Origin of the sequence: Streptomyces sp. NPDC020597, from assembly GCF_044335095.1 — a bacterium.
In the GTDB taxonomy this organism is placed as follows: Bacteria; Actinomycetota; Actinomycetes; order Streptomycetales; family Streptomycetaceae; genus Streptomyces.
This window is the reverse complement of the sequence record NZ_JBIRUL010000014.1, coordinates 149,246-170,368: the sequence shown is the minus strand read 5'-3', so window position 1 is coordinate 170,368 and position 21,123 is coordinate 149,246. Positions and strand designations below refer to the sequence as shown.

The window sequence follows — 21,123 nt, the reverse complement described above, 5'->3', positions numbered from 1 at the left end:
TGCGAGGTCGGCCGACCTCGCGCCCACGGCACCGCAGCGGTCCCGATCAGCCGGGGAACACGCCCTGCCCGTATGCGTCAGGCGAGGTCGGTCAGGTCCTCGGCGAACACCTGTGACAGAGGCTGCGGTCCCACGTACTGCTGGCAGTTGCACTGGCCGGCCTCGTAGCGCAGCGGTTTCTTGTTCTCGTCCCAGGCGGTGGGCAGTTCGACGCGTTCGTGGCAGCGGCCCTGCTTGTCGTGCTTGGCGAGATGGTGCGTGCATCCGCACACCGGCTCCGGCGGCCTGTGCGCCGCTTCGACGGCCAGTCGTTCCTGCTTCGCCGCCTCCATCAGCTGCAACTTGCGCTCGTGCCGGTGCCGGAGCGCGGTGCGGATGTTGTCGGCGGCCCAGGCGAAGCCGCCCGTCCAGAAGACGATGAGAACCCACCAGAACCAGTCCATCGGCTGCCCCTTCCCCCTGTCCTGCCGGGTGCCAGCATAGGGGGCTGATGCAAGGCGATGGTTTGTGCCGTGCGGGAATCAGGGCCTGGGTCTCAGCAGTCCGTGCGCCCGCTTCCCCCGTTGGTGCAGCGACGCTGGGGCATGTTCGGCCGGAGTCCGTGGACACGTAGCGGACATGGATGCCGTCGCCGGTCAGCTGGGTCCAGGCCCACGCCTCACCGTCCAGGCCGGCGCCCGGCAGAGCGGTGGTCGGTCCCGGTGGGGGCGAGTCCCCGTATCCGGGCGGGGGCTCGGGGGCCGTCGCGCCGACCGCGACCGCTGCTGCCGGCACCCCTGCCACGGCCAGACCGCCGATACGACGTCGCACGCTCACGTACCTCCGTACGCGTGCCCGGACACCGGCCAGGCGTCATCGCCCGGTGGGCACACCTTCGGCATCGTCGGCACCGCTGTGCGACGGCGCACGACGACAACGGCGAACGGCCTACACGGCTGCACGGGGTACCCGGCCGGGTGGCGGGCGAGGAGGGAGCAGGCGGAACCCGTTCCGCCGCCGGTCAGGCCTCGGGGCGGGCATCGACGAGTTCGGGCTCCAGTCCCTCGGCCACCTCGGTGCGACCCCGGCCGGCGTCGGCGCGCCAGGCCTCGAAGGCCCAGGCGGTGGAGGCGACGACGGCCAGACCCAGCAGCCAGCCGCCCACCACGTCGCTGAACCAGTGCACACCGAGCGCGACGCGGGTGAAGCCGACGCCCAGCACGGACACCACCGCCACGCACCAGCACAGCGGCCTCCAGGCCCGTGGCACCAGAGGCAGCAGGACCAGCAGCAGGACCGCGAACGACGTGGTGCCCGTCATCGCGTGGCCCGACGGGAAGGAGAATCCCGGCGCGTGCGCCACCGGATCGTCGAGGGACGGCCGGGCACGCTCGACGACCGTCTTGACGACGAGCCCGATCAGCGCGCCCGCCACCGCAGTCACGGCACACCAGACGGCCAGCCGCCAGGCTCTGCGGTACAGCAGCCAGACCGTCAGCAACGCGACGACCGTCCGCAGCACGGCGGGGTCCCACACCCAGTCGGAGAGGAAGCGCAGGATCCTGGTCCACGCCGGATGTGTCACGGCCGTCCGGTGAAGCCGCTCGGCGGCGCCGACGTCCACCCGCCGCAACGGCGTCCACCGGCCCTCGACCAGGACCAGCAGCAGTGCGAAGGGCACGGCTGCGACGGCTGCGACGACGGCCGCCCCGAGGAGCCGGACGCCGAATCTGCGGTCGGCCGCCCGGCGGCGGTCTCGAAGGTGCAGGACCGCGGCTCGCACAGCCATTCAGACTCCAGGGTCGGGTTCGACGGGGGCGGAGCGCAGGGCGCGCGCGGCCTCCAGCTGCGCGGCGAACGCCAGCCCGAGGAAGAGGGCGATCGAGGTGAGATAGGCCCACAGCAGCAGGGACATGAAGGCGCTGAGCGGGCCGTAGACGGTGTCGAAGGAGCCGCTGATCCCGAGGTACAGGCTCAGCAGCCAGGTGAGCGTCGTCCACAGCACCAGGTACACGGCGGCGCCGAAGGCCAGCCAGGTGTATCCGGGCTGTCTGCGGCGGGGCGACCGGCGGAAGATCACGCTGGCCGAGATCAGCGCGAGCAGCAGTCCGAAGGGCCAGCGCAGTATCTGCCAGGCTGTCTGGGCCCCTCCGTCGAGCCGGTAGACGGTCACCGCCGCGGAGGCGAGGTCGCCGCCGGCCACCATCACGACGAAACCGAGTCCGAGGGGCAGTCCGGCGCTGACGGACATCACCAGACCGCGCAGGTACTTCTGGCCGAAGGGCCGGTCGCGCTCGTTGCCGTAGATGCGGTTGGCGCCACGCTCTATCTGGCACATCGCGGTGGTGGTGTTGACCAGAGAGAAGACCAGTCCGAACCACAGCGCGACCTGCGCGCCGTCGCCCGCCGTGCGACGGCTGCGGCTCAGCGCGTCGTCGACCACGTCGACGCTGGGCCCCTCGGCGATCCGATGGATCGTCAGCTCGGCCATCCGGCCGATGTTCTCGGTGTGCAGCGTCGTGGAGAGACCGACGAACGCGATGGCCAGCGGAATCACCGACAGAACGGTCTGCAGGGCGAGCGCGCGGGAATGGGTGAAGCCGTCCGCGTACCGGAAACGCACGAAGGAGTCCCGCAGCAGTGCCCAGCGGCCGTAGCGGCGCAACGCCGTCAGCGCCTCGTCGGCGGACAGTTCGTCGCCTCGCATGTCACGGGTCTCGGGAACCTTGGTCGCGGTGCCCACGTCACTCACCTCCAGCGGGCAGGAGCACGGTCAGCGCGCCCGGCCTGACCTCGGCGGTGAGCCGGCGGCCCTGCGTCACCGGATCTCCGTCGAGCTCTCGAGACTGCGCGGAGTCGAAGGTCAGCTCGGCCCGCCGGAAGGTGAAGAACTCCACCGGTGCGCCGCGTCCGTCGCCATGCTCCGCCGAGGCGGGGTCCGGGGCCGGCGGCCGGGGCCCCTTCGCTCCGCCGCGCACCAGCGTCGCCAGCGCACGCGTCCAGCCGACCACGCCGCGCGGGTCGAGGAGCAGCAGGTCGAGGAGGCCGTCGTCGGGACGGGCGGCGGGCAGGAGCGTCGATCCGCCCTGCACGGTGCCGACGTTGCCGATGAGCACCATGCGGGCCGTGCGGCGCAGGGCGGGGGCGTCGTCGAGCCGGACGGTCAGACGCATCCGGGGTGTGCGCAGTGCGCCGATGCCGGCCAGCACGTAGGCGGGCCAGCCCAGAACGGACTTGGCACGGTCGTCGGTCCGCTCCATGATCGCCGCGTCGAGTCCCGCCCCGGACATGGCGGCGAAGTGGGTGGCGGGGAGGGCGTCGCCCTCGATGCGGCCGAGGTCGAGGCAGTGTGGCGTGCCGCGCAGTGCGGCGTCGAGCGCGTCGGTGGGAGTCAGGGGCAGTCCCATGTTGCGGGCCAGCAGATTGCCGGTGCCGCAGGGCACGACGGCGAGCGGTACCCGGCTGCCGGCCAGCGCGTCGGCGGCCGCACGCAGGGTGCCGTCGCCGCCGCAGACCACGACCAGCCGCGCGCCGCTCCGCAGCGCGTCGGCCGTCTGACCGGTGCCCGGGTCCTCGGCGGTGGTCGCGATGAACGTCGGTGCGCGGTAGCCGTGTCTGTCGAGGACCCCGCGCAGCGCCTCGCGATCGGCTTCGCCCATCACGGTGGGGTTGAAGATCACCGCCGCGTGCCCCTCGTCCGCCGTCCCCGGGCTCGTTCGCGTACCCGTGGACGGCGCCGGGCTCACCTCGGCGGCGGTCACGTCGGCGGCGGCGGTCACGGTGGCGTCGGTGAGCAGGGTGCGGCCGACGATCAGCAGGGACAGGCTGCCGTTGGCCAGCCCGCCCATGACGTCCGTCGGATGGTGCATGCCGCGGTAGAGGCGGGCGAGGGCGACCACCACCGGTACGACCAGCAGCAGACCGCCGACGATCCGCCGCCACGGCCCGCGGAGCCGGGACAGCGCGAGCACCGCGAGTCCGCCGTAGATCGCGGTGGCCGCGCCGGTGTGACCCGAGGTGTAACTGGAGGTGGGCGGAGAGGGGTCGAGGCGGTGCACCTCGGGCCGGTGGCGGTCGACCGCCTCGGTGATGACCAGGAAGACCAGTGACTGCAGGGACACGGCGACGGCGAGGAAGACCGCCTGGCGCCACATCGGCAGCCGGGGGATCAGGATCAGACCCGCGCAGGCCAGGACGGTGACGGCGATCACCGTGAGGGTGTCGCCGGCCGCCGACCCGAAGGACGACAGGGTGGTCAGGGCGCCGGTCCGGATGTGCTCCAAGCGCTCGTTGACGTCGTCCTCGACCGTCATCGGCCACAGTCCACGAGCCGGTCCGGTGATCAGCAGTCCGCATCCCACCATGACCGCGCCCTGGCAGACCGTCAGCGCCGAGATGCGCGCGGCGGCCCGGCCGACGCCCCGCGGCAGCGCGGACGAGCGGCTGGTCCGGTCGGCCCCTGGTCTGTGGCCAGGAAGCTCGGCCGGTCTTTCCTGGGCGGCGGTCGGCATCAGGTCTCCCACGGGTAGGCACGGCGCGTCGGACCAGGGCATGGAGTCCGACGCACCGCCGTCTGCCCCCGAAATCGCCGCGCAGACCTGACGCCGGCGGGCAACTCGCCCTCCGTCAATCGCGCCCCCGGGTGTCAGCCGCCGTGGCCGAGCTCCCGCAGGGCCCGGTCCAGCATGTCGGCGAAGAAGTCGACGGCGGCGGAGTCGATGCACAACGGGGGTTTGATCTTCAGGATGTTGAGGTGGTCGCCGGTGGGCTGGACGATCACGCCGAGGTCGAGGAGGCGATCGCACAGTTCGGCAGTCTCCTCCGTGGCGGGCTCCAACGTGTCGCGGTCGCGGACGAGTTCGAGGCCTAGATACAGGCCCGAGCCGTGGACGGCGCCGATGACGCCGTGGCTTTCCGCGAGCGCCCGGAGCCGGCTCTTCAGGCGGCCTCCGACCCGTACCGCGTTGCCCTGGAGGTCCTCGTCGCGCAGAGCGTCCAGGACGGTGAGGCCCACGACGCTCGAGACGGGGCTGCCCCCGGTGGAGGAGAAGAAGTACCCCTGGTCGCGATAGCGGTCGGCGACCGCCTTGGACGTGATGACGGCGCCGAGGGGGTGGCCGTTGCCCATGGCTTTGGCCACGCAGACCACGTCGGGCACCACCTGCTGCTGCTCGAATCCCCAGAACCAGTGACCCAGGCGGCCGTAGCCGACTTGGACCTCGTCGGCGACGGCGAGGCCACCGTGGCGGCGGACGGCGGCGTACACGTCCGCGAGATAGCCGTCGGGCAGGGCCACTCCCCCGGCGTTGCCGTAGAACGTCTCGCCGACGAAGGCTCCGGCCGGACGACCCGACGCGGCCAGCTCGTCGATGACCGCTGCCGCCTCCGGCCCGTATCGCGCTGCCCGCACCCCCCGGTGCCGCCCGCGGTAAGGGTTGGGCGAGTCCACGGTGTGCACCCAACTCGGCCGGGTCGTCAGGGCGTTCGGGTTGTCCTGGAGCGACGTGGACACCGCGTCGGATGCGTAGGTCCACCCGTGGTAGGCCTCGCGGACCGCGACGACGTCGTGTTGTCCGGTCGCTCCGACGGCGAGGCGCAGGCCGAGATCCACGGCCTCGGAGCCGGAGTTGACCAGGAACACCGTGTCCAGCGGCTCGGGCAGGAGAGCCGCGAGACGTTCGGTGAACTCCACCACCGAGGCGTAGTGGAACCGTGAATTGGTGTTGAGCCGCCGCAGTTGACGGGCGACGGCCTGCTCGACGCGGGGATGGGCGTGGCCCAGCGGGGTCACGTTGTTCACGATGTCGAGGTAGGAACGGCCTTCGACGGACAGGAGATGATGACGCCAACCGCGTTCGATGCGCGGCGGGTCGGCGTAGTAGTGCCCCTGCACCGTCGCGAACACCGCCCCGCGCCGCTCCAGGAGGTCCGCGGACTCCGCGCGGCCGGCGGGCGGGAGGCCGAGGAGGGGGGCGGGGTCGGCTGTGAGCCCGAGCCATCCGGCCGCGTACTCGGGACGGACCAGGCGTGGCACGGCGAGGCCGCCCGCGCGGAGCAGCGCCACGTGGACCGCTGCGCCGGCCGGCAGAACGGCGAGGTCCTCCCCCGCGTCGACCGTCGCGCCGGCGTCGACCACCGGCCGGACCGTGTCCGGGAAGGACAACGTCAGCACCACGGGGCCGTGGGCGATGTCGACGCGGCCCGGACCCGCGGCGAGGACCTCTCCCCCGAACGGGGCCTGCGCCACCACGGCCTGCCCAAGCCACAGGTCGATCCCGGTGGGCACGGTGGCGGGGGACTCCGCCGACAGGGCCGGAGCCCGGGTGAGCCGCGCCTGCGCGTGCCGCGTCGCCACCACGCGGGCTCCGTCCGCGAGCGCGGCGAGCGCGGACCGGTGCTCGGCGTCCGCGGCGAGCCACGCCCCGCGGTCCATGGAGTCAGCGCCGGTGGACAGGTCGAGGAAGCCGATGTCGGCGGCCGTCACGCCGCGCAGCAGACCGTGCGCGGACGCCTCGGCCCACTCCGGCGCGTCGGACGCACCGATCGCGTCCCTGACGAGGTGGGTCATCACCTCGTGGGGCAGCCGGGTGGCCTGCTCGAAGATGAGCCACTCGTGGTCGAGGGCGGCCGTGGCGTAGGCGTTCTCCTCGTCGACGGCGGCCTGGTGATGGCCGCTGGCCACGAGGACGGCGGCGCGCAGCACCACGAGGGGCCACAGCACCTCGGCCTCCTGCACGGAGAGCGGCCGCACCGCGTGGAAGGCCCGGACGGCGGGGAGCACCTGGTGGGGTTCGACGCCGTCGTGGTGGAGCATCGAGGAGAGCGACACGGCCAGTTCGCTCACCGCCCAACTCGTCGTCAGGTCACCGAAGTCGATGATGCCGTCGGGCTTCGGCGGGTGTCCGACGAGGGAGCAGATCACGTTGTCGTCCGTGAGGTCCAGGTGCACGGCCTGCGACGGCAGGGCGGCCGCGTGCTGCTCCACCGCGGCCCAGGCTTCGGCGGTCGCGGTGCGGACGGCGGCACGCCGGTCCGGGTCGCCGATGTGCCCGGCGAGGTCGGCGACGACACGGGGCGCGTGCCGCACGTCCCACTGGAGCACCCGCTCGAGGCCGGGGTGCCGGAAGTCCCGCAGGGTGCTGCTGACCTTCGCCGCGACGGCGCCCATGCCGGCCACCGTGACCGGGGAGAGGTGACGGGAGCCGGTGAGCGGTCCGCCCGGCAGGAAGCGAAGCAGCCGGGCGACGGCCGGTCGCCCGCCGACGTCGACCGTGGCGCGGCGCGGGGATCCGTCGGGGTGGCGCGCCACGGTCGCGACACGCAGTTCCGGATGCGCCGCGGCGATCAGATCGGCGGCCGTGTCCTGGGCGTCGATCTCCACCGGGCCGAAGGCGGGGTTGGCGATCTTCAGGATCAGCGGTGCCGTCCCGTCGTCCGCGCGGAGCAGGAAGTTGGCGTCCTGCTGGCTGCCCAGGGGCGTGGCACGAGCGGTGAGGCCGAGGTGGCGTGCGGCGATGCGCTCGGCCTCGGCGCAGGTCACCTGCGGTACCGGAAGGGAGCCGTGGGCGAAGAAGTCGACGGCGCGGTGTTCGTCGTGCGGCATGCGGGGTTCCTCGGCTGACTGGACGGACCCCTGGTTCGAGGCGCGGATGTGCGGGGCTGCGGGTGTCACTGGTCGACGTCCCACAGGAAGCGGTGGGTGTGGATCCCGAAGTAGGGGAAGCTCTCCACGGACGTGATGCCGTCGACGGCCCGGACGACGTCGTTGACGAAGTCCAGGAGAGTGCGGGGGCTGCTGCACACGACCTCGGTGAACAGGTCGTAGCGGCCGGAGGTCAGGACCGTGTAGACGACTTCGTCGTGCTGGGACAGCTCGTCGGCCACCGCGCGGGAGTCGCCCCCGACGCTCAGGCCCAGGAGCGCCATCGTCTGCCGGTTCATGGTCATCGGATCGGTCACCCCGACGACCTGAACGACCTTGCTGTCGATCATCCGCTGCAACCGCAGCCGCGCGGCCGAGGGCGACAACCCCACCTTGGGCCCCAGGTCGGCGTACGGGATACGGCCGTCGACCTGGAGCTCCCTCAGGATGGCCCGGTCGATGTCATCCATCGAACACTTCCCCTTCGCCCGAAACAACTGAATGCGCATCCGATTCCGCCACCATGCCGGTTCTGTACGCTCGAATCAAGCGTCTGGACGAAGGAATCGAGCGTGCACGGCTAGCGGAGACCATCAAGGCGCCTGCGATCGGAGCCCGTCGCACGGTCACCGCGCTCCTCCGCGGACCGCCCTTCCGCCGCACCCACAACAGCTCACCGACGATAGATCCGATGTATCCACCCCCTTCCGCCGACCTTCACCTTGCCATCGCGGAGATAAAACCCTACAAAAAGGACCAATGATGCGCCATTCGGCGGCCCGTCCCGCCCACATCTAGACGTGACCGTCGCTGTACCTCTATAAATCCATCCGATGTCTCCTGTCCGGGGCGGCGGAAAGACCGCGTCCCGGTCGGCAGTCCGCTCCCGCACGCCCTGCCCCCCGACACACGGAGCCGCACCATGTCGTCAGCTCGCCTCAGCAGACGCTCTCTGATGAAGGCCGTCGCCCTCGCCGGAGGCATCGCTGCCTTCGGTCTGCCGCAGGGCCTCTGGCCCACCGCCGCCCGGGCGTACACCGTCCCCTCGAAGATGGACTGGTGGTACCAGGCCAGGTTCGGGATGTTCATCCACTTCGGGTCCTACTCCCAGCTCGGCCGGGGCGAGTGGGCGTTCGACAGCCAGCAGTGGAGCAAGGCGAACTACCAGACCCAGGTCACCCAGAACTTCGACCCGACGCAGTTCGACGCCGACGCCATCGCCGAGCTGGCCGAGAACGCCGGCATGAAGTACCTGGTGATCACCGCCAAGCACCACGAGGGCTTCGCGATGTGGGACTCCGACGTCGCCGGCTTCACCGACACCACGGGCGCCAAGCGGTACAACCTGCACGACTACCACGGCGTGCAGAGCGACCCGCTGATGGACCTCAAGGCGGCATGCGAGAGCCGTGGCATCAAGTTCTGCCTGTACTACTCGATCCTCGACTGGAACCACCCTTCGCAGACCGACCGTCACGAGGGCGGTCTCACCACGATGTCCTCGCAGGCCGCCCGCACCGCCTACATCGCCGACCTCAAGGCACACCTCCAGGAACTGCTGGATCGTTACGACCCGGCCTTGCTGTGGTTCGACGGCGACTGGTTCGACGAGCCGTCCAGCCCCACCCTCGAGGACTGGTGGCTGGCGTCGGACGGCGTCGACCTCTACAACTGGCTGATCGCCCGCAAGCCCGGCCTCATCGTCAACGAAAGGGTCAAGCGGGACCGCGGCCTCGGCGACTACGCCGTCGCGGAGTTCGGGATACCCACCGCGCCGATGAGCCGGCCGTGGGAGCGGTGCGCCACCATGAACGGCGCCTGGGGTTACAACGCGTCGAGTGAGAACTCGTACCGGTCCGTGAAGGACGTCGTCCAGGAGTTGGTCACGGTCGTCTCCCGGGACGGCAACCTCCTGTTGAACATCGGCCCCAAGGGCGACGGCTCGGTCACCGCGGGAACGCAGACCGTGCTGAACGGCCTGGCGTCCTGGATGTCGACGTACGGCGACAGCATCCACGGCACCAGCGGTAGCCCGTCGGCCACCGAACCCGCATGGGGGAAGGTCACCAAGAAGAGCGGCAAGCTCTTCGCCCACGTGTTCACCTGGCCGACGGACGGAAAACTCCAGATCCCCGCGATCGACAACACGATCAGCCGCGTCTACCTGATGAACAACCCGTCGGTCTCGCTGCCGTACACCGTCTCCGACCAGATCAGCGTCACCGTGCCGGCCACCGCGCCGGACGCGAGGGTCTCCGTGGTGTGCGTCGAGGTCCAGGGCATGCCCGTGAGCCTTTCCGCGCCGGCGGTGTTCCAGCACGTCGACTATCAGGGCACTCGCGCCGACCTGCCGCTCGGCAGCTACACGTCCTCCCAGCTGACCGCCGCCGGCCTCGGGCCCGCCATGGCCTCCTCCCTCCGGGTGCCCGCAGGATTCCAGGTGACGGGCTACTCCGGCGACAACTTCACCGGCACCGCCTGGACGTTCGCCTCGGACGCCCCCGACCTGCGCGTGACCGGCAACAACGACGCCATCGCCTCCCTGAAGGTGACGTTCGCCCCCACCGCGTACCTCCGCCTGACCAACGTCACGAACGGCCTGGTCCTGGACAGCGGGGGCAACGTCGCCGCCGGTTCCAACCTGAAGCAGTGGGAGGCGGTGAACTCCGCCAATCTGCAGTGGCAGGCCGTCGAACTCGGCAACGGGTACTACCGACTCGTCAACCGCACCAACGGCATGGTCGCCGACGGCTGGGGCTCCACCGCCGACGGTGACCCCGCCCGGCAGAAGGCCTGGGACGGCGGTGTCACCCAGCAGTGGCAGATCACCCACCGCGGCCAGGGCCAGTACTCGATCGCCAACCGCAGCACGGGACTGGTCCTCGACGGCGGCGGAAAGGTCGCCTCGGGGGCCGTGACCAAGCAGTGGACGTGGCAGCAGAGCACCAACCTGCTGTGGACGATCAAGCCGGTCTGACCTGCTCCCTGGTTGCCCGTCGTCGGCCTGTCGACCGCCCGTCGGCCGACAGGCCGATGCCGGCCGGAACGTCGCACGGGATCATTCGAAAGGAAACCGAGGCGGGTGCCGCCGGCTGACGCTCTCGTGGTGAGGTGGGCGCCGGCGCCGCCGGTCTTCGTCAGACCGTCGGGACGTGTCCGGCCCCGGCCTCGGCTTCGGCCCCCGACGAGGCGACCAGTTCCGAGGCCCCGGCCCCACGGTCCATGACGCCCCCGAGAACGGCGAGCCCCAGGCCGGCGGCGGCGAGAGCGGCGCCGACCAGCGCGGGCGAAGCCCAGCCCCAGCCGGCCGAGATGACCAGACCGCCGAGCCAGGCGCCCCCCGCGTTGGCGAGGTTGAAAGCCGAGTGGTTGGACGCCGCCGCCATCGTCGGGGCGTTCTTCGCCTTGGCCATGAGCAGCATCTGCAGGGGCGTCGTGACGAGGGCACCCATCGCGCCCATGACGACGAGCGTCAACAGCGCGGGAACGGCACTGTGGACCGTGAGGTAGAACGTCAGGAGCGTCGCGCCGAGCAGGGCGAACCCTCCGTACAACGTCGGGCGCAGCGCGCGGTCCGTCAGCGGGCCCGCGACCAGCGTGCCCAGCGTCATACCGAGGCCGTACAGCGCGAGAACCCAGGTCGTCGAGGCGTCGGTGAAGCCCGTCAGGTGGGTCAGCATCGGCACCAGATAGCTGTAGACGGCGAAGAAGCCGCCGAATCCCACGACCGCGGTGACCAGACCGAGGACGACCTGCCGGTTCCCCATCGCCCGCAGCTCGTGCCGGATGCCGGCCTGGTGGCCGCGCGGCTGGTGGGGGACGAAGGCGGCCAGCGCGGCGAGGGCGACGAGGCCGATGACGGCGACCGCGCAGTAGGCGTAGCGCCAGCCCAGCTGTTGGCCGAGCGCCGTGCCGGCCGGAACCCCGACGATGTTCGCGACGGTGAGCCCGAGGAACATCCTGGAGACAGCCCGCCCGGCCCGGTCGGGGGCGACCAGGCGGGAGGCCACGACAGCGCCCACGCCGAACAGCGCTCCGTGCGGCAGACCCGCCAGGAATCGCGCCGCGAAGAGCAGGCCGAAGTCGGGAGCCAGTGCGGAGGCCACATTGCCGACCACGAACAGCCCGGACAGCAGGAGTAGGAGGCGCTTGTGGGAGACGCGCGCGCCGAGGCCCGTCAGTACGGGGGCGCCGACGACGACGCCCAGCGCGTAGGCCGAGACGACGTTGCCGGCCTGCGGCACGGACACGCCGATGCCGTCGGCGATCTGGGGCAGCAGCCCCATGGTGGCGAATTCGGTGGTGCCGATGCCGAACGCGACAAGGGCGAGAGCCAGCAGAGCCAGGGGCATGGAACGAGGAGACCTTTCACCGGGGCGGGTCCGGAAACGACGGAGCAGACGCACGACTCAGCCGTACTGCGGTCGTGGCCGTCCAGGGCCGGCCGCCATCGCCCGGCTCCCCCGCGCAGAGGGGGCTTCAACGAGTGCAGCGACGACGGGAGGGCATGCATTCCAAGATCGGCCCGTCCGGGGGTATGGCACCTGTCACACCCCGGCCAGGTCGTGGCCCGTCGCCGCGTCCTCCCGGTCTCGGAAAGGGGCGTCCGGCCTCGCTCCGCGCGCCGAGCACGCACCCGCACGGTGTGATCTATGACACAACCGCGAACTTCCAGGTGTACATCCTTCGATCGCGAGCATGCGCGTCTCAGCTCGGAACAAGGCCCTCCCCCCGGCCGCCGAGCTCCGTCGTCCCCACGCCCACCCCCCAGGGCGGTGGGGACGACGCACTCCAAGGAGCCGCTTCCGCAGCGACCTCCGGAACTCAGCCGCTCTTGCGGCGGAACGACCGCTGGCTGGCGGCCGGACCGTGCGCTCCGTGGATCTTGGACGTGTCGGTGTTCGCAGCGACGTCGGCGGCGTCAGCCTGCATCCCCCGCTTGCGTGCCAGGGCTTCTCGGAACTTGCGCTTCAAGTCGTCCTGGCCGCCGTCGGGCGCGAGGGCGTCCTGGTCGCTGTCGACCGGCTCCGTGCTTTCGGGCGATGAAGACTCTCCAGCCATGGTGACCTCCTGGGACCGGGCAGTGGAAAGGACAGCTTGTCATGCGGAGCAGGGCTCGAGGCCGCACGTCCGCGCCGTCCGCGGCTGCCGGGCACTCACCGCGCGGGCAACACCGGCCGGAATCCCGCTTCCCGGCCGTCTCGCGCCAGGGCGCCGACGCCCTTCGGGTCGTCGGCCGAGGGTGACGGGCAGGTCCTCCCGGCCGTGTCCGCCCCTCTCACCGTCCCGTCGAGCCGCGCCTTCGACGGCGACGGGCAGCGTCCCCGCGTGCCGTGCGCCAGCGTGAACGCGCCTGTTCCAGCACCTCTTCCCACTGCCTGCGGACCTCGTGCTCGGAGGGGCGCATCCCCTGGCGCAGACGCGCGAGCTCCTCGCTGATCTCGCGCCCCAGCACCGCCGAGACCACGATGACGAACATGGCGGCGAACAGGGCCGAGAGCATGGCGAAGACGGCGCCGACCACTCCGTAGCGGTCGGCGTAGGAGTTGAACAGACGCGGCAGGTAGAGGGGAGCCGCCCACGAGTACACGCCGATCAGGGCCGCCCCGGTGATCCCGAACGGGATCAGCTCGACGCCCGGGACCCGTTTCGCCGACAGCAGCCGGCCGCTCCACACCAGGAACACCGCGCTCACCGCCGCCTCGCACAACGCCGCCGGAAGACCCCCTGCCCAGCCGCCGAGCCCAGCAGAGAGCCATCCGCTGACCAGGGCATAGCAGCCGAGGGAGAGGATCCACCACAGGCCGTTGCGTGAGTTGCGCACGCTGAGCGGCGAGAGCTCCCAGGTCTGCTCCACCAGACGCTGCGCCGCGCGCGCGAAACTCAGCACGGAAAGCGTCAGGAACAGCACGCCGAGCACGCCGGTGCCGGCGCTCTCCTCCTGCGCGGGCGAGAACAGGGACGTCACGGCCTCCGCCCCGGCCCCGTCCAGGTCGTATCGGGTGATGATCCGCTGCGCCGCGTCGACCTGGACCATGCCGCCCACCACCACCCCGGCCAGGACCGTGAGCGGGATCAGCGCGGTGAACGCGCTCGACGCCAGCGCCATCGAACGGTCGAACCCGATGACCGCCTGGAACCGGCCGATCACGCGCAGGGCGAAGGCGGGTCGGAGACAGAAGGTCAGCGTCCTCAAGAGACGCTCACGACGGAGCACCGGCCCGCGCCCTCCTTCCCCAGCAGCCCCCTCACACAGCGTGAGCGTATCCGCTGGCGCCCCCCGGCCCGGGAACGCCGCACAGGCCACGCCCCGACCGGCCCCACGGCAGCGCCCGCTCAGGGGAGACCGCCGCCCGCCGCGCCCGCCCTGGGAATGCGCAGCCGGTGCACGAGGTCACGCGTGAGGCGGGTGTCGAGTGTGGTGCGCCATGTCAGTCCCGGGTACCTGGCGCGCAGATGCGACAGCGCCCTCGTACCCAGCCCGCACGTACGGAACGGTTCGTCGAGCACGACCTCGGTGATCACGCCGTCCGCGCACTCGCTGCACACCCGGTACGTCACCTGGCCGACCACCTTGCGCACGTGCACCAGCAGCAGACACTCCTCGTCCGGCCCTCGAGGCGAGACGGCGGGCATCAGCCGCACATCGCGATAGGCCAGAATCCTGCGGCGCCACCGGCCCTCCCGTCTGCCGGGGCGTCGATGCCTCCCCCCGACGCGCTGCGACGAGGACCGCGCCCCGTGCGCAGGACTGCCGTGCGAGCCGCTCATGGCGTAGGTCTCAGGTCCCTGCATGCCGAGGCGGGTGCCCCACACCACCGGTCCCATGACACCCGATCCACCACACACCCGCCGTACCGGCTCCGCCCCGCACTCGGACCGTGTGCGGGGCGGCCGGGAGACGACCCGCCCTCCTACGATGCGGCGACGTGCTGCACGGCCGCCTCACGGGACGTGCCGTGGAGGCTACTTCAGGCCGATGGCGGCACAGTCCGCCCTGTACTCGGCGGTGCAGATCTCCTTGACGGTGTAGACGCCGTCCCGGACGACCGTGTCCTCGATGTTGTCCTTCGTGACGGCGACCACCGGCACCAGGCTCGCCGGGATCCCCTTCTGCGTCGGGCTGTCGACCTTGTCGCGGGTGAGGGCGTCGAACTCGAGTGAGCGCCCCTGCACTTTGGCCACCGCCATCTTCGCGGCCTGCTCCGCCTCCAGCAGGAACGGCTTGTACACGGTCATGTACTGCTCGCCCGAGATGATCCGTTGCACGGCGGCCAGGTCCGCGTCCTGCCCGGTCACCGGCGGGAGCTTGGTGGCGCCCGCCTCCTTCATCGCGTCGATGACGGCTCCCGCCATGCCGTCGTTCGCCGAATAGACGGCGGCGATGCCGTTCAGCCCGACGGCTCGGATCGCCTTCTTCATGTTGGCCTTCGCCACGCCGGGCAGCCATCGCGAGGTGGAGTAGGTCTCGGCGATGACGACGTTGCCCTTGAGCTCGTTGAGCGCCCCCTCCTTGAACAGAGCGGTGTTGGGGTCCTCCGGCGAGCCGTTCATCATGATGATCTTGCTGGTGGCCGCCTTGTCGCCGAGCGCCTCCCGCAGCGAACGACCCTGCACCTCGCCGACGAGTTCGTTGTCGTGCGAGACATAGGCGTCGATCGGTCCCTGGGCGAGCCGGTCGTAGGCGATGACGGGGATGCCGGCCTCCTCGGCCTTCTCGACGCCGCTCTTGATGCCCTGGGCGTCCACCGCGTCCACGAGGATCACGTCCACCTTGGCGGTGATCATTTCCTTGAGCTGCTTCAGCTGCACGTCCGCGTCCGCTCCGGCGTTGGCGTACTTCACCGTGCCCTTGCCGTCGGTGAGGGCGGCGACGTCCTTCTTGATGAGCGGGTAGTCGAACTTCTCGAAGCGGCTGGTCTCGGTGTCGGGCAGGAGCAGACCGACCGTGATGTCGTCGTTCCTGGACGGGGCCTTCGCGTCGTCGCCGACGGAGTCGACGAGACCGCAGGCGGCCAGGGAGAGCGGAGAGACGCAGGCGACGACGGCTATGGCGAGACGACGTGCGGGAGCGGAGGTGCGGGTGGTGCGGCTGGTCACGGCGTGCGCCTTCCGGGCGAGGGGGGCGGGGAAGGGTCCCCGTGCGGACGCCGCGCTGGCCAGGCCCGGAGGGGCGCACCGGCGTCGTGGGGCGGCCGGCGCAGTCCGGAACTGTGGCGTCGGTGCGGGCACTCTAGCGGCCCGGGAACACGTCGAGGCGGCGTTGCGGGCCCGCAACCACGGCCATGAACGCGACCTTCACCAACTGGTCACCGGACCCGAACATCGTCGCCCACATCACCACATGACCGGACGTCGTGACCGTTTGGACGTCATAGGTCGCGGTGGGGCTCGGCCGACCCTCAGGAGATCGCCCCGCTGCGTTCGCGGCACATCGAGGGCGACATCGTCCTCGTGCCGAGCGTCGCCGGCGGACACGACGCGGCGGTCACCCCTCGGGCGACACGGGAGACGCCGCCCGCCGGTCGGTCCGCGCCGCCCGGCCGGTATCGAGCAGCGCGGTGACAGCGCCCGTGTCGCAATCGACGTCAGGCTGACGGCGATTCCCTCCCGGTCGCGCGGCAGCGGCTCCTTGAGGCTTGACGATGCAGGAGGGTGCACCTACGGTCCTCTACACCGCTGCACGATCGATCGACCTTCCGAAACATTCGCTGGAGGGAGCGCTCCCACACCGGTCGGGATCTGCTTCCGCCTGCGTGTCAGTGGGTCATGTGAAGGCCTGCCACGTGCACTCTTCGTGCAGACCCTCGATCGACTCGCGGCTTCGAAATTTTCGACACGCCGTCACCATGCCGTGGCACCACAGCGCACCGAGATCGAGCAACGTCACCCGGACGGGGACGAGAAGGCACATCCGCGCCGAGTCCAGGAGGAACCATGACGTCACAGCACCGCGCATCCGGCAGCACCGGGCCGGAATTACCGAGCCGCCGCGCCGTTCTGGCGACGATGAGCGCCCTGCCCGTTCTCGTCGGCGCGACACCGGCCGCCGGGGCGTCGCGCACGCCGTCCGCGGCAGCGACTCCGGTGACCGTCGACCCGTCGGCGACGCGGCAGACGGTCCGCGGATTCGGCGGCATGAACCACTCGCTCTGGATCGGCGATCTGACAGCCGCCCAGAGGGACACGGCCTTCGGCACCGGCGAAGGTCAGCTCGGTTTCTCCATGCTGAGAATCCCCGTGGCCGAGGACCGGGCGAACTGGAACCGTGAAGTCGCGACGGCCAGGCGCGCCTCCGAACTCGGGGCGACCGTGTTCGCGTCGCCGTGGAACCCCCCGGCGAACATGGTCGAGACGTTCGTGCGGGGCCAGCAGACCAACGCGAAGCGCCTCCGCTACTCCATGTACGGGGCCTACGCGCAACACCTCAACGACTTCGTGGCGTTCATGAAGAACAACGGAGTGAACCTGTACGCCATCTCCGTGCAGAACGAGCCCGACTACGCCCAGGACTGGACGTGGTGGACTCCGAGCGAGATGACCAGGTTCCTGCGGGAGAACGCCGGATCCATCAGCACCAGGGTGATCGCCCCGGAGTCCTTCCAGTACGTGAAGAGTTTCTCCGACCCCATACTCAACGACGCGGCGGCACTCGCCAACCTGGACATCCTCGGGGCACACCTCTACGGCACCTCGTTCGCGAACTTCCCCTACCCCCTGTTCAAGCAGAAGGGCGGGGGCAAGGACCTCTGGATGACCGAGGTGTACTACCCCAACAGCAGCGACTCTGGCGATCTGTGGCCCCAGGCCCTCAATGTCGCGGAGCACATCCACCGCGCGATGGTGGACGCAGAGTTCCAGGCCTATGTGTGGTGGTACATCCGGCGCGGCTACGGGCCCATGCGGGAGGACGGGCGGATGAGCAAGCGCGGCGCCGGCATGGCGCACTTCGCCAAGTTCGTCCGCCCGGGGCACGTACGAATCGCCGTGACCCCCGATCCCCAGCCGAACGTCTACGTCTCCGCCTACAAAGGCAGCGGCAACCGTGTGGTCGTCGTCGCCGTCAACAAGGGCTCCTCGCAGGTGAGTCAGCAGTTCACCCTGCGGAACAACGGCTCGTCCGGCGTGTCGTCCTGGTTGACCGACACGAGCCGGAACCTCGCGTCCCAGAGCAGAATCACCGTGTCGAACGGCGCCTTCACGGCCCAGCTCCCCGCTCAGAGCGTGACGACCCTGGTCACCGGATAGCGCAGCCGGGCCGGCGCCCCGCCGGGAACCGCGCGCTGCCCGTGGTCGTCTTCTGCGCCGACTGCGTACAGGGCTGGGATCTGGGGGACGCTGTGGCACGGAACATGAAGAGGACCGGTCTCGTGGCGATCGCCGCGGCGACGATGCTCGGGGCTTCGGCCTGCGGCGGGGCGGGCCCGACGTCCGGGAGCGGCGGAGCGCATCCCGCCCAGGGCAAGGGGCAGTCCGCGGCGCCCTCCGGGGACGGGGCGCGGTCCGGTGCGACGCCGGCCTCCCCCGCCACGGTGCAGAAGCTGTCCGCGAACGCGCAGACGGCGTCGTCCCTGAGCCGGCACGTTCCGTGGAACCTGGACATCCTCGACCAGCGGTCCCGGCCGCTGAACGGGAAGCTCACCACCACCGCCACGGGCAAGGGCGTCCACGTGTACGTGATCGACACCGGAATGGACATCACCCACAAGGAGTTCGGGGGACGCGCCCGCCTCGGCGCCGACTTCGTGGGGCCGAAGGACTCCGGCGACTGTTTCGGCGAAGACGGGGTCGGCCACGGCACGTTCGTCGCGGGCGTCATCGGCGGGACGAAGTACGGGGTGGCTCCCAAGGCGGATCTCGTGCGGGTCCAGGGCATCGTGTGCGAGAGCGAGGGCGGCGGCAGCTCCCCCGCGGCGGCCGAGGCGGCGCTGGTGAAGTCGGTCAAGTGGGTCACCGCGCACGCGCAGAAGCCCGCCGTGGTGAACATGTCGCTCAACCTGGACCACCGGTCGGCGGCCCTGGAGACCGCGGTGAAGCAGATGGTCGACGCGGGCATCCCGACGGTGGTGTCGGCGGGCAACTACCACGACGACGCCTGCAAGCACTCCCCCGCCGGCGTCCCCGGCACGATCGTCGTCGCGGCCTCCACTCCCAGCGACCGCACGTGGAACGACAGCGGTTCCTACGGGTCGGGCTACGGACGGTGCGTGGACCTGTACGCACCCGGGCAGAAGGTGACCGCCGCCCTCGCCGGCGGCGGCACGGCGACGGAGGACGGCGGCGCGACGTCCTGGGCCGCACCGCATGCGACCGGTGTGATCGCCCTGTACCTCTCGGCGCACCCGCACGCCACGGCACAGCAGGTCCACGTGTGGCTGGACCACACGGCCACCCGTGGCGTCCTGCACGGAGTCCGCTCCGACACTCCCAACCGGCTGCTCAACACGGGCGGCATCTGACCGTCCCGCCCCTGCCCGCCCGCCTGTCTGTCCGCCTTCCTGCCCTTCTGCCTTGTTGTCAGTGCCGGGTGGCACCATCGGGGCATGAGCGGTGAGTCTTTCAACTGGCACGACTTCCTCGGACGTTGGCAGGAGGAGTGGGTCCCGGAAGAGGCGGACGAGGACCACGACGAGGACAGCGGGCGCGGCGTCCCCCTGGGCAGACCCGGGGCGGACGAGGCGGCGATCAGCGCGGCCGAGGAGCGGCTGGGGCGGCGGCTGCCGCCGTCGTACCGGGCCTTCCTGTCCGTCAGCGACGGCTGGCGCGTGGACCAGACGGCCGGCGTCTACGTGCTCGGCGGCATCGCGGACATCGGCTGGTTCCAGGATCCGCACGACCTGACCCCGCTGTACGAGGAGGCGCTGGACGACGACCCCCGCGCGGAAGACGTCCTTCGGGCCGGTATGTGGCAGCGGGCGCTGCGCCTGGAGACGGACTCGGACATGTCCAGCGCCCTGCTCGACCCGGGCGACGTCGACCAGGACGGTGAGTGGGCGCTCTACGTGCACAAGGGGTGGAGCGGGGAGCCGCCCGAGCGCTACCCGTCGTTCCGCGCGTACATGGAGGCCATGTACCGCGGCTTCCACGGCAGCCGGGCGGGCAGGGCCGACTTCGTCAACACGACCACGCGCACCCAGGACGCGCGGGTGGAGGAGGCCCGCCGGCTGGCACTGCGCGGACGCCACGAGGAGGCCCGGCTCCTCCTCGAGGAGGCGGCTTCCTTCGGACGGCCGCACAGCCGCCACCTGCTCCACCAGCTTCAGCACCTGACGACCCCGGGCAGTGCCCCGGACTACGGCTTCCTCTCGGCCGACCCGCGCTATCTCGCGGAGATCCTGCCGGTGGAGGCCATGACGCCGGCGCGCGGCGAATGGCGGCTGGGCGGGGACGACCACTGGCTCGGGATGATGGCGGCCCGCGGAGTGGACCGGACCACCGCCGAGACCGTGCTGAGCGCGCTGCGGGACGGTGTCCACCGTTACGCGCCGCCCGGGCAGTGGGGCCGGGCCGTCGCCGAGGCTCGGGAGGAGGCCCGTTGGGGCGCGACCGACGCGGCGTGGCGGACGCTGCGGGCCGCGCTCGCACAGTGGGAGGCACCGGGACCGGCGCTGATCGCCCCGATCGGGCTCCTCGCCGATCCGTTCCTCGGCCCCCTGGTCACGCCCGAACGAGGACGGGAGATCCTCGCCACACCGCGGGCGGGGCAGGCGGACCACGTCCGAGAGCCGGCACCCGACCCGGCCCCCGAGGTCGACCCGCCGGGCCTCACCTGGCTGACGGAGCCCGCGATCAACGGGCAGCCGCTCGAGGGATACCGCTGTGTCTGGGTCGAGGGCGCCGACCCTGCCGCGCTGCCCGCCCTGATAGGGCAGGAGGGCGCCGAACTGGGCACGCCCACCACCGCGCGCGAGTTGATCTGGCGGGCGTTCAGGCCGAGCGTGCAGGACGGCGCGGCACGTGCGGGACACGGGGAGGACCGTGCCGTGGTCGCCGTCGGGCGCACCGCGCAGGGCTGGGCCTTCGCCTTCGACGGCCACTCCGGTCGCCGTCTGGACAACCGGTTCACGTCGCCCGCTGCGGCCGCCTCCGTGTCGGGCCGGGCGGCCGTGGTGTGGCGCGAGCCGAGGGTCTCGTCCCCGCGACATCATGCCGCGTTCCACCTCTCGGTCGCGGAGCGGGGCCGGGAGCTGTACGCGTTCACCGTGCGCGGGACGGAGATCCAGCGCTCCGGCGAGATACCCGAGCGCCTGGATCCCGAAGTGCTGTTCCGTCCGGAGGCCGGTGAACTGGGCAACGAGTTGCGTGTGTTGGAGGCCCTGCACCTCGAACTCGGTCTGTCACTGCCCCGCTTCGCGCTGACACGGGGCAGACTTCACACCTTCACCACCAGGTCCTGGACCCGCGCGCCTCAAGAGGGTGAGCCGTACGCCTCCCTCAGTTTCGTGCGGCACCGGCACCAGCACCGGCCCTGAGCCCGGACCAGGCGAGAGGGCGGGCACGCG

General features: G+C 71.2%; 15 protein-coding genes. 4 read left to right on the top strand and 11 right to left on the bottom strand.

The window, feature by feature from the left end; translation table 11 throughout:
- Nucleotides 1-77: 77 nt before the first annotated feature.
- The 6 genes from ACH4ZA_RS24395 to ACH4ZA_RS24370 form a co-directional block, all read right to left on the bottom strand.
- Entirely contained in the window at nucleotides 78-443 is a 366-nt protein-coding gene (locus ACH4ZA_RS24395; RefSeq protein WP_398431600.1) for a hypothetical protein, read from the bottom strand.
- Nucleotides 444-1,000: 557 nt separating this feature from the next.
- Complete coding sequence (locus tag ACH4ZA_RS24390; protein ID WP_398431599.1) at nucleotides 1,001-1,768, bottom strand: phosphatase PAP2 family protein; 768 nt, start codon at nucleotides 1,766-1,768, stop codon at nucleotides 1,001-1,003.
- Nucleotides 1,769-2,722 (bottom strand): YihY/virulence factor BrkB family protein, encoded by a 954-nt coding sequence (locus ACH4ZA_RS24385; RefSeq protein WP_398431598.1) that lies wholly within the window; start codon nucleotides 2,720-2,722, stop codon nucleotides 1,769-1,771.
- Nucleotide 2,723: 1 nt separating this feature from the next.
- Nucleotides 2,724-4,490 carry a diacylglycerol kinase family protein gene (locus ACH4ZA_RS24380; RefSeq protein ID WP_398431597.1) on the bottom strand — a complete coding sequence of 589 codons (1,767 nt, stop codon included), beginning with the start codon at nucleotides 4,488-4,490 and terminating at the stop codon, nucleotides 2,724-2,726.
- A gap of 134 nt (nucleotides 4,491-4,624) precedes the next feature.
- Nucleotides 4,625-7,582, bottom strand: a complete 2,958-nt coding sequence (locus ACH4ZA_RS24375; protein WP_398431596.1) for an aminotransferase — start codon at nucleotides 7,580-7,582, stop codon at nucleotides 4,625-4,627.
- A gap of 65 nt (nucleotides 7,583-7,647) precedes the next feature.
- Entirely contained in the window at nucleotides 7,648-8,091 is a 444-nt protein-coding gene (locus ACH4ZA_RS24370) for an Lrp/AsnC family transcriptional regulator (protein ID WP_398431595.1), read from the bottom strand.
- 452 nt (nucleotides 8,092-8,543) lie between these two features.
- Here ACH4ZA_RS24370 and ACH4ZA_RS24365 point away from each other — a divergent pair, with 452 nt between their 5' ends.
- A complete protein-coding gene (locus ACH4ZA_RS24365) occupies nucleotides 8,544-10,598 on the top strand; it encodes an alpha-L-fucosidase (protein ID WP_398431594.1) in 2,055 nt (684 codons plus the stop codon).
- Between the two features lie 160 nt (nucleotides 10,599-10,758).
- Here the strand turns inward: ACH4ZA_RS24365 and ACH4ZA_RS24360 are convergent, their stop codons facing one another.
- The 5 genes from ACH4ZA_RS24360 to ACH4ZA_RS24340 all read right to left on the bottom strand — a co-directional run bounded on the left by ACH4ZA_RS24360 (nucleotide 10,759) and on the right by ACH4ZA_RS24340 (nucleotide 15,721).
- On the bottom strand, nucleotides 10,759-11,973 hold the full coding sequence (locus ACH4ZA_RS24360; protein ID WP_398431593.1) for an MFS transporter: 1,215 nt from the start codon (nucleotides 11,971-11,973) through the stop codon (nucleotides 10,759-10,761).
- 472 nt (nucleotides 11,974-12,445) lie between these two features.
- Nucleotides 12,446-12,682, bottom strand: a complete 237-nt coding sequence (locus ACH4ZA_RS24355; RefSeq protein ID WP_398431592.1) for a DUF5302 domain-containing protein — start codon at nucleotides 12,680-12,682, stop codon at nucleotides 12,446-12,448.
- A 217-nt stretch (nucleotides 12,683-12,899) separates the two neighbouring features.
- Nucleotides 12,900-13,817 (bottom strand): hypothetical protein, encoded by a 918-nt coding sequence (locus tag ACH4ZA_RS24350; RefSeq protein ID WP_398431591.1) that lies wholly within the window; start codon nucleotides 13,815-13,817, stop codon nucleotides 12,900-12,902.
- Between the two features lie 140 nt (nucleotides 13,818-13,957).
- On the bottom strand, nucleotides 13,958-14,257 hold the full coding sequence (locus ACH4ZA_RS24345; RefSeq protein WP_398431590.1) for an N-acetyltransferase: 300 nt from the start codon (nucleotides 14,255-14,257) through the stop codon (nucleotides 13,958-13,960).
- A 330-nt stretch (nucleotides 14,258-14,587) separates the two neighbouring features.
- The gene (locus ACH4ZA_RS24340; RefSeq protein ID WP_398431589.1) at nucleotides 14,588-15,721 is read right to left on the bottom strand and encodes a sugar ABC transporter substrate-binding protein; all 1,134 of its coding nucleotides are present in this window, start codon (nucleotides 15,719-15,721) and stop codon (nucleotides 14,588-14,590) included.
- A 909-nt stretch (nucleotides 15,722-16,630) separates the two neighbouring features.
- On the opposite strand from ACH4ZA_RS24340, the gene ACH4ZA_RS24335 reads away from it, so the two are divergent.
- The 3 genes from ACH4ZA_RS24335 to ACH4ZA_RS24325 all read left to right on the top strand — a co-directional run bounded on the left by ACH4ZA_RS24335 (nucleotide 16,631) and on the right by ACH4ZA_RS24325 (nucleotide 21,093).
- Complete coding sequence (locus ACH4ZA_RS24335) at nucleotides 16,631-17,869, top strand: glycoside hydrolase family 30 beta sandwich domain-containing protein (RefSeq protein ID WP_398431588.1); 1,239 nt, start codon at nucleotides 16,631-16,633, stop codon at nucleotides 17,867-17,869.
- Between the two features lie 104 nt (nucleotides 17,870-17,973).
- Nucleotides 17,974-19,080, top strand: a complete 1,107-nt coding sequence (locus tag ACH4ZA_RS24330) for a S8 family peptidase (protein ID WP_398431586.1) — start codon at nucleotides 17,974-17,976, stop codon at nucleotides 19,078-19,080.
- A gap of 84 nt (nucleotides 19,081-19,164) precedes the next feature.
- Nucleotides 19,165-21,093, top strand: a complete 1,929-nt coding sequence (locus tag ACH4ZA_RS24325; RefSeq protein ID WP_398431585.1) for an SMI1/KNR4 family protein — start codon at nucleotides 19,165-19,167, stop codon at nucleotides 21,091-21,093.
- Nucleotides 21,094-21,123 lie beyond the last annotated feature (30 nt).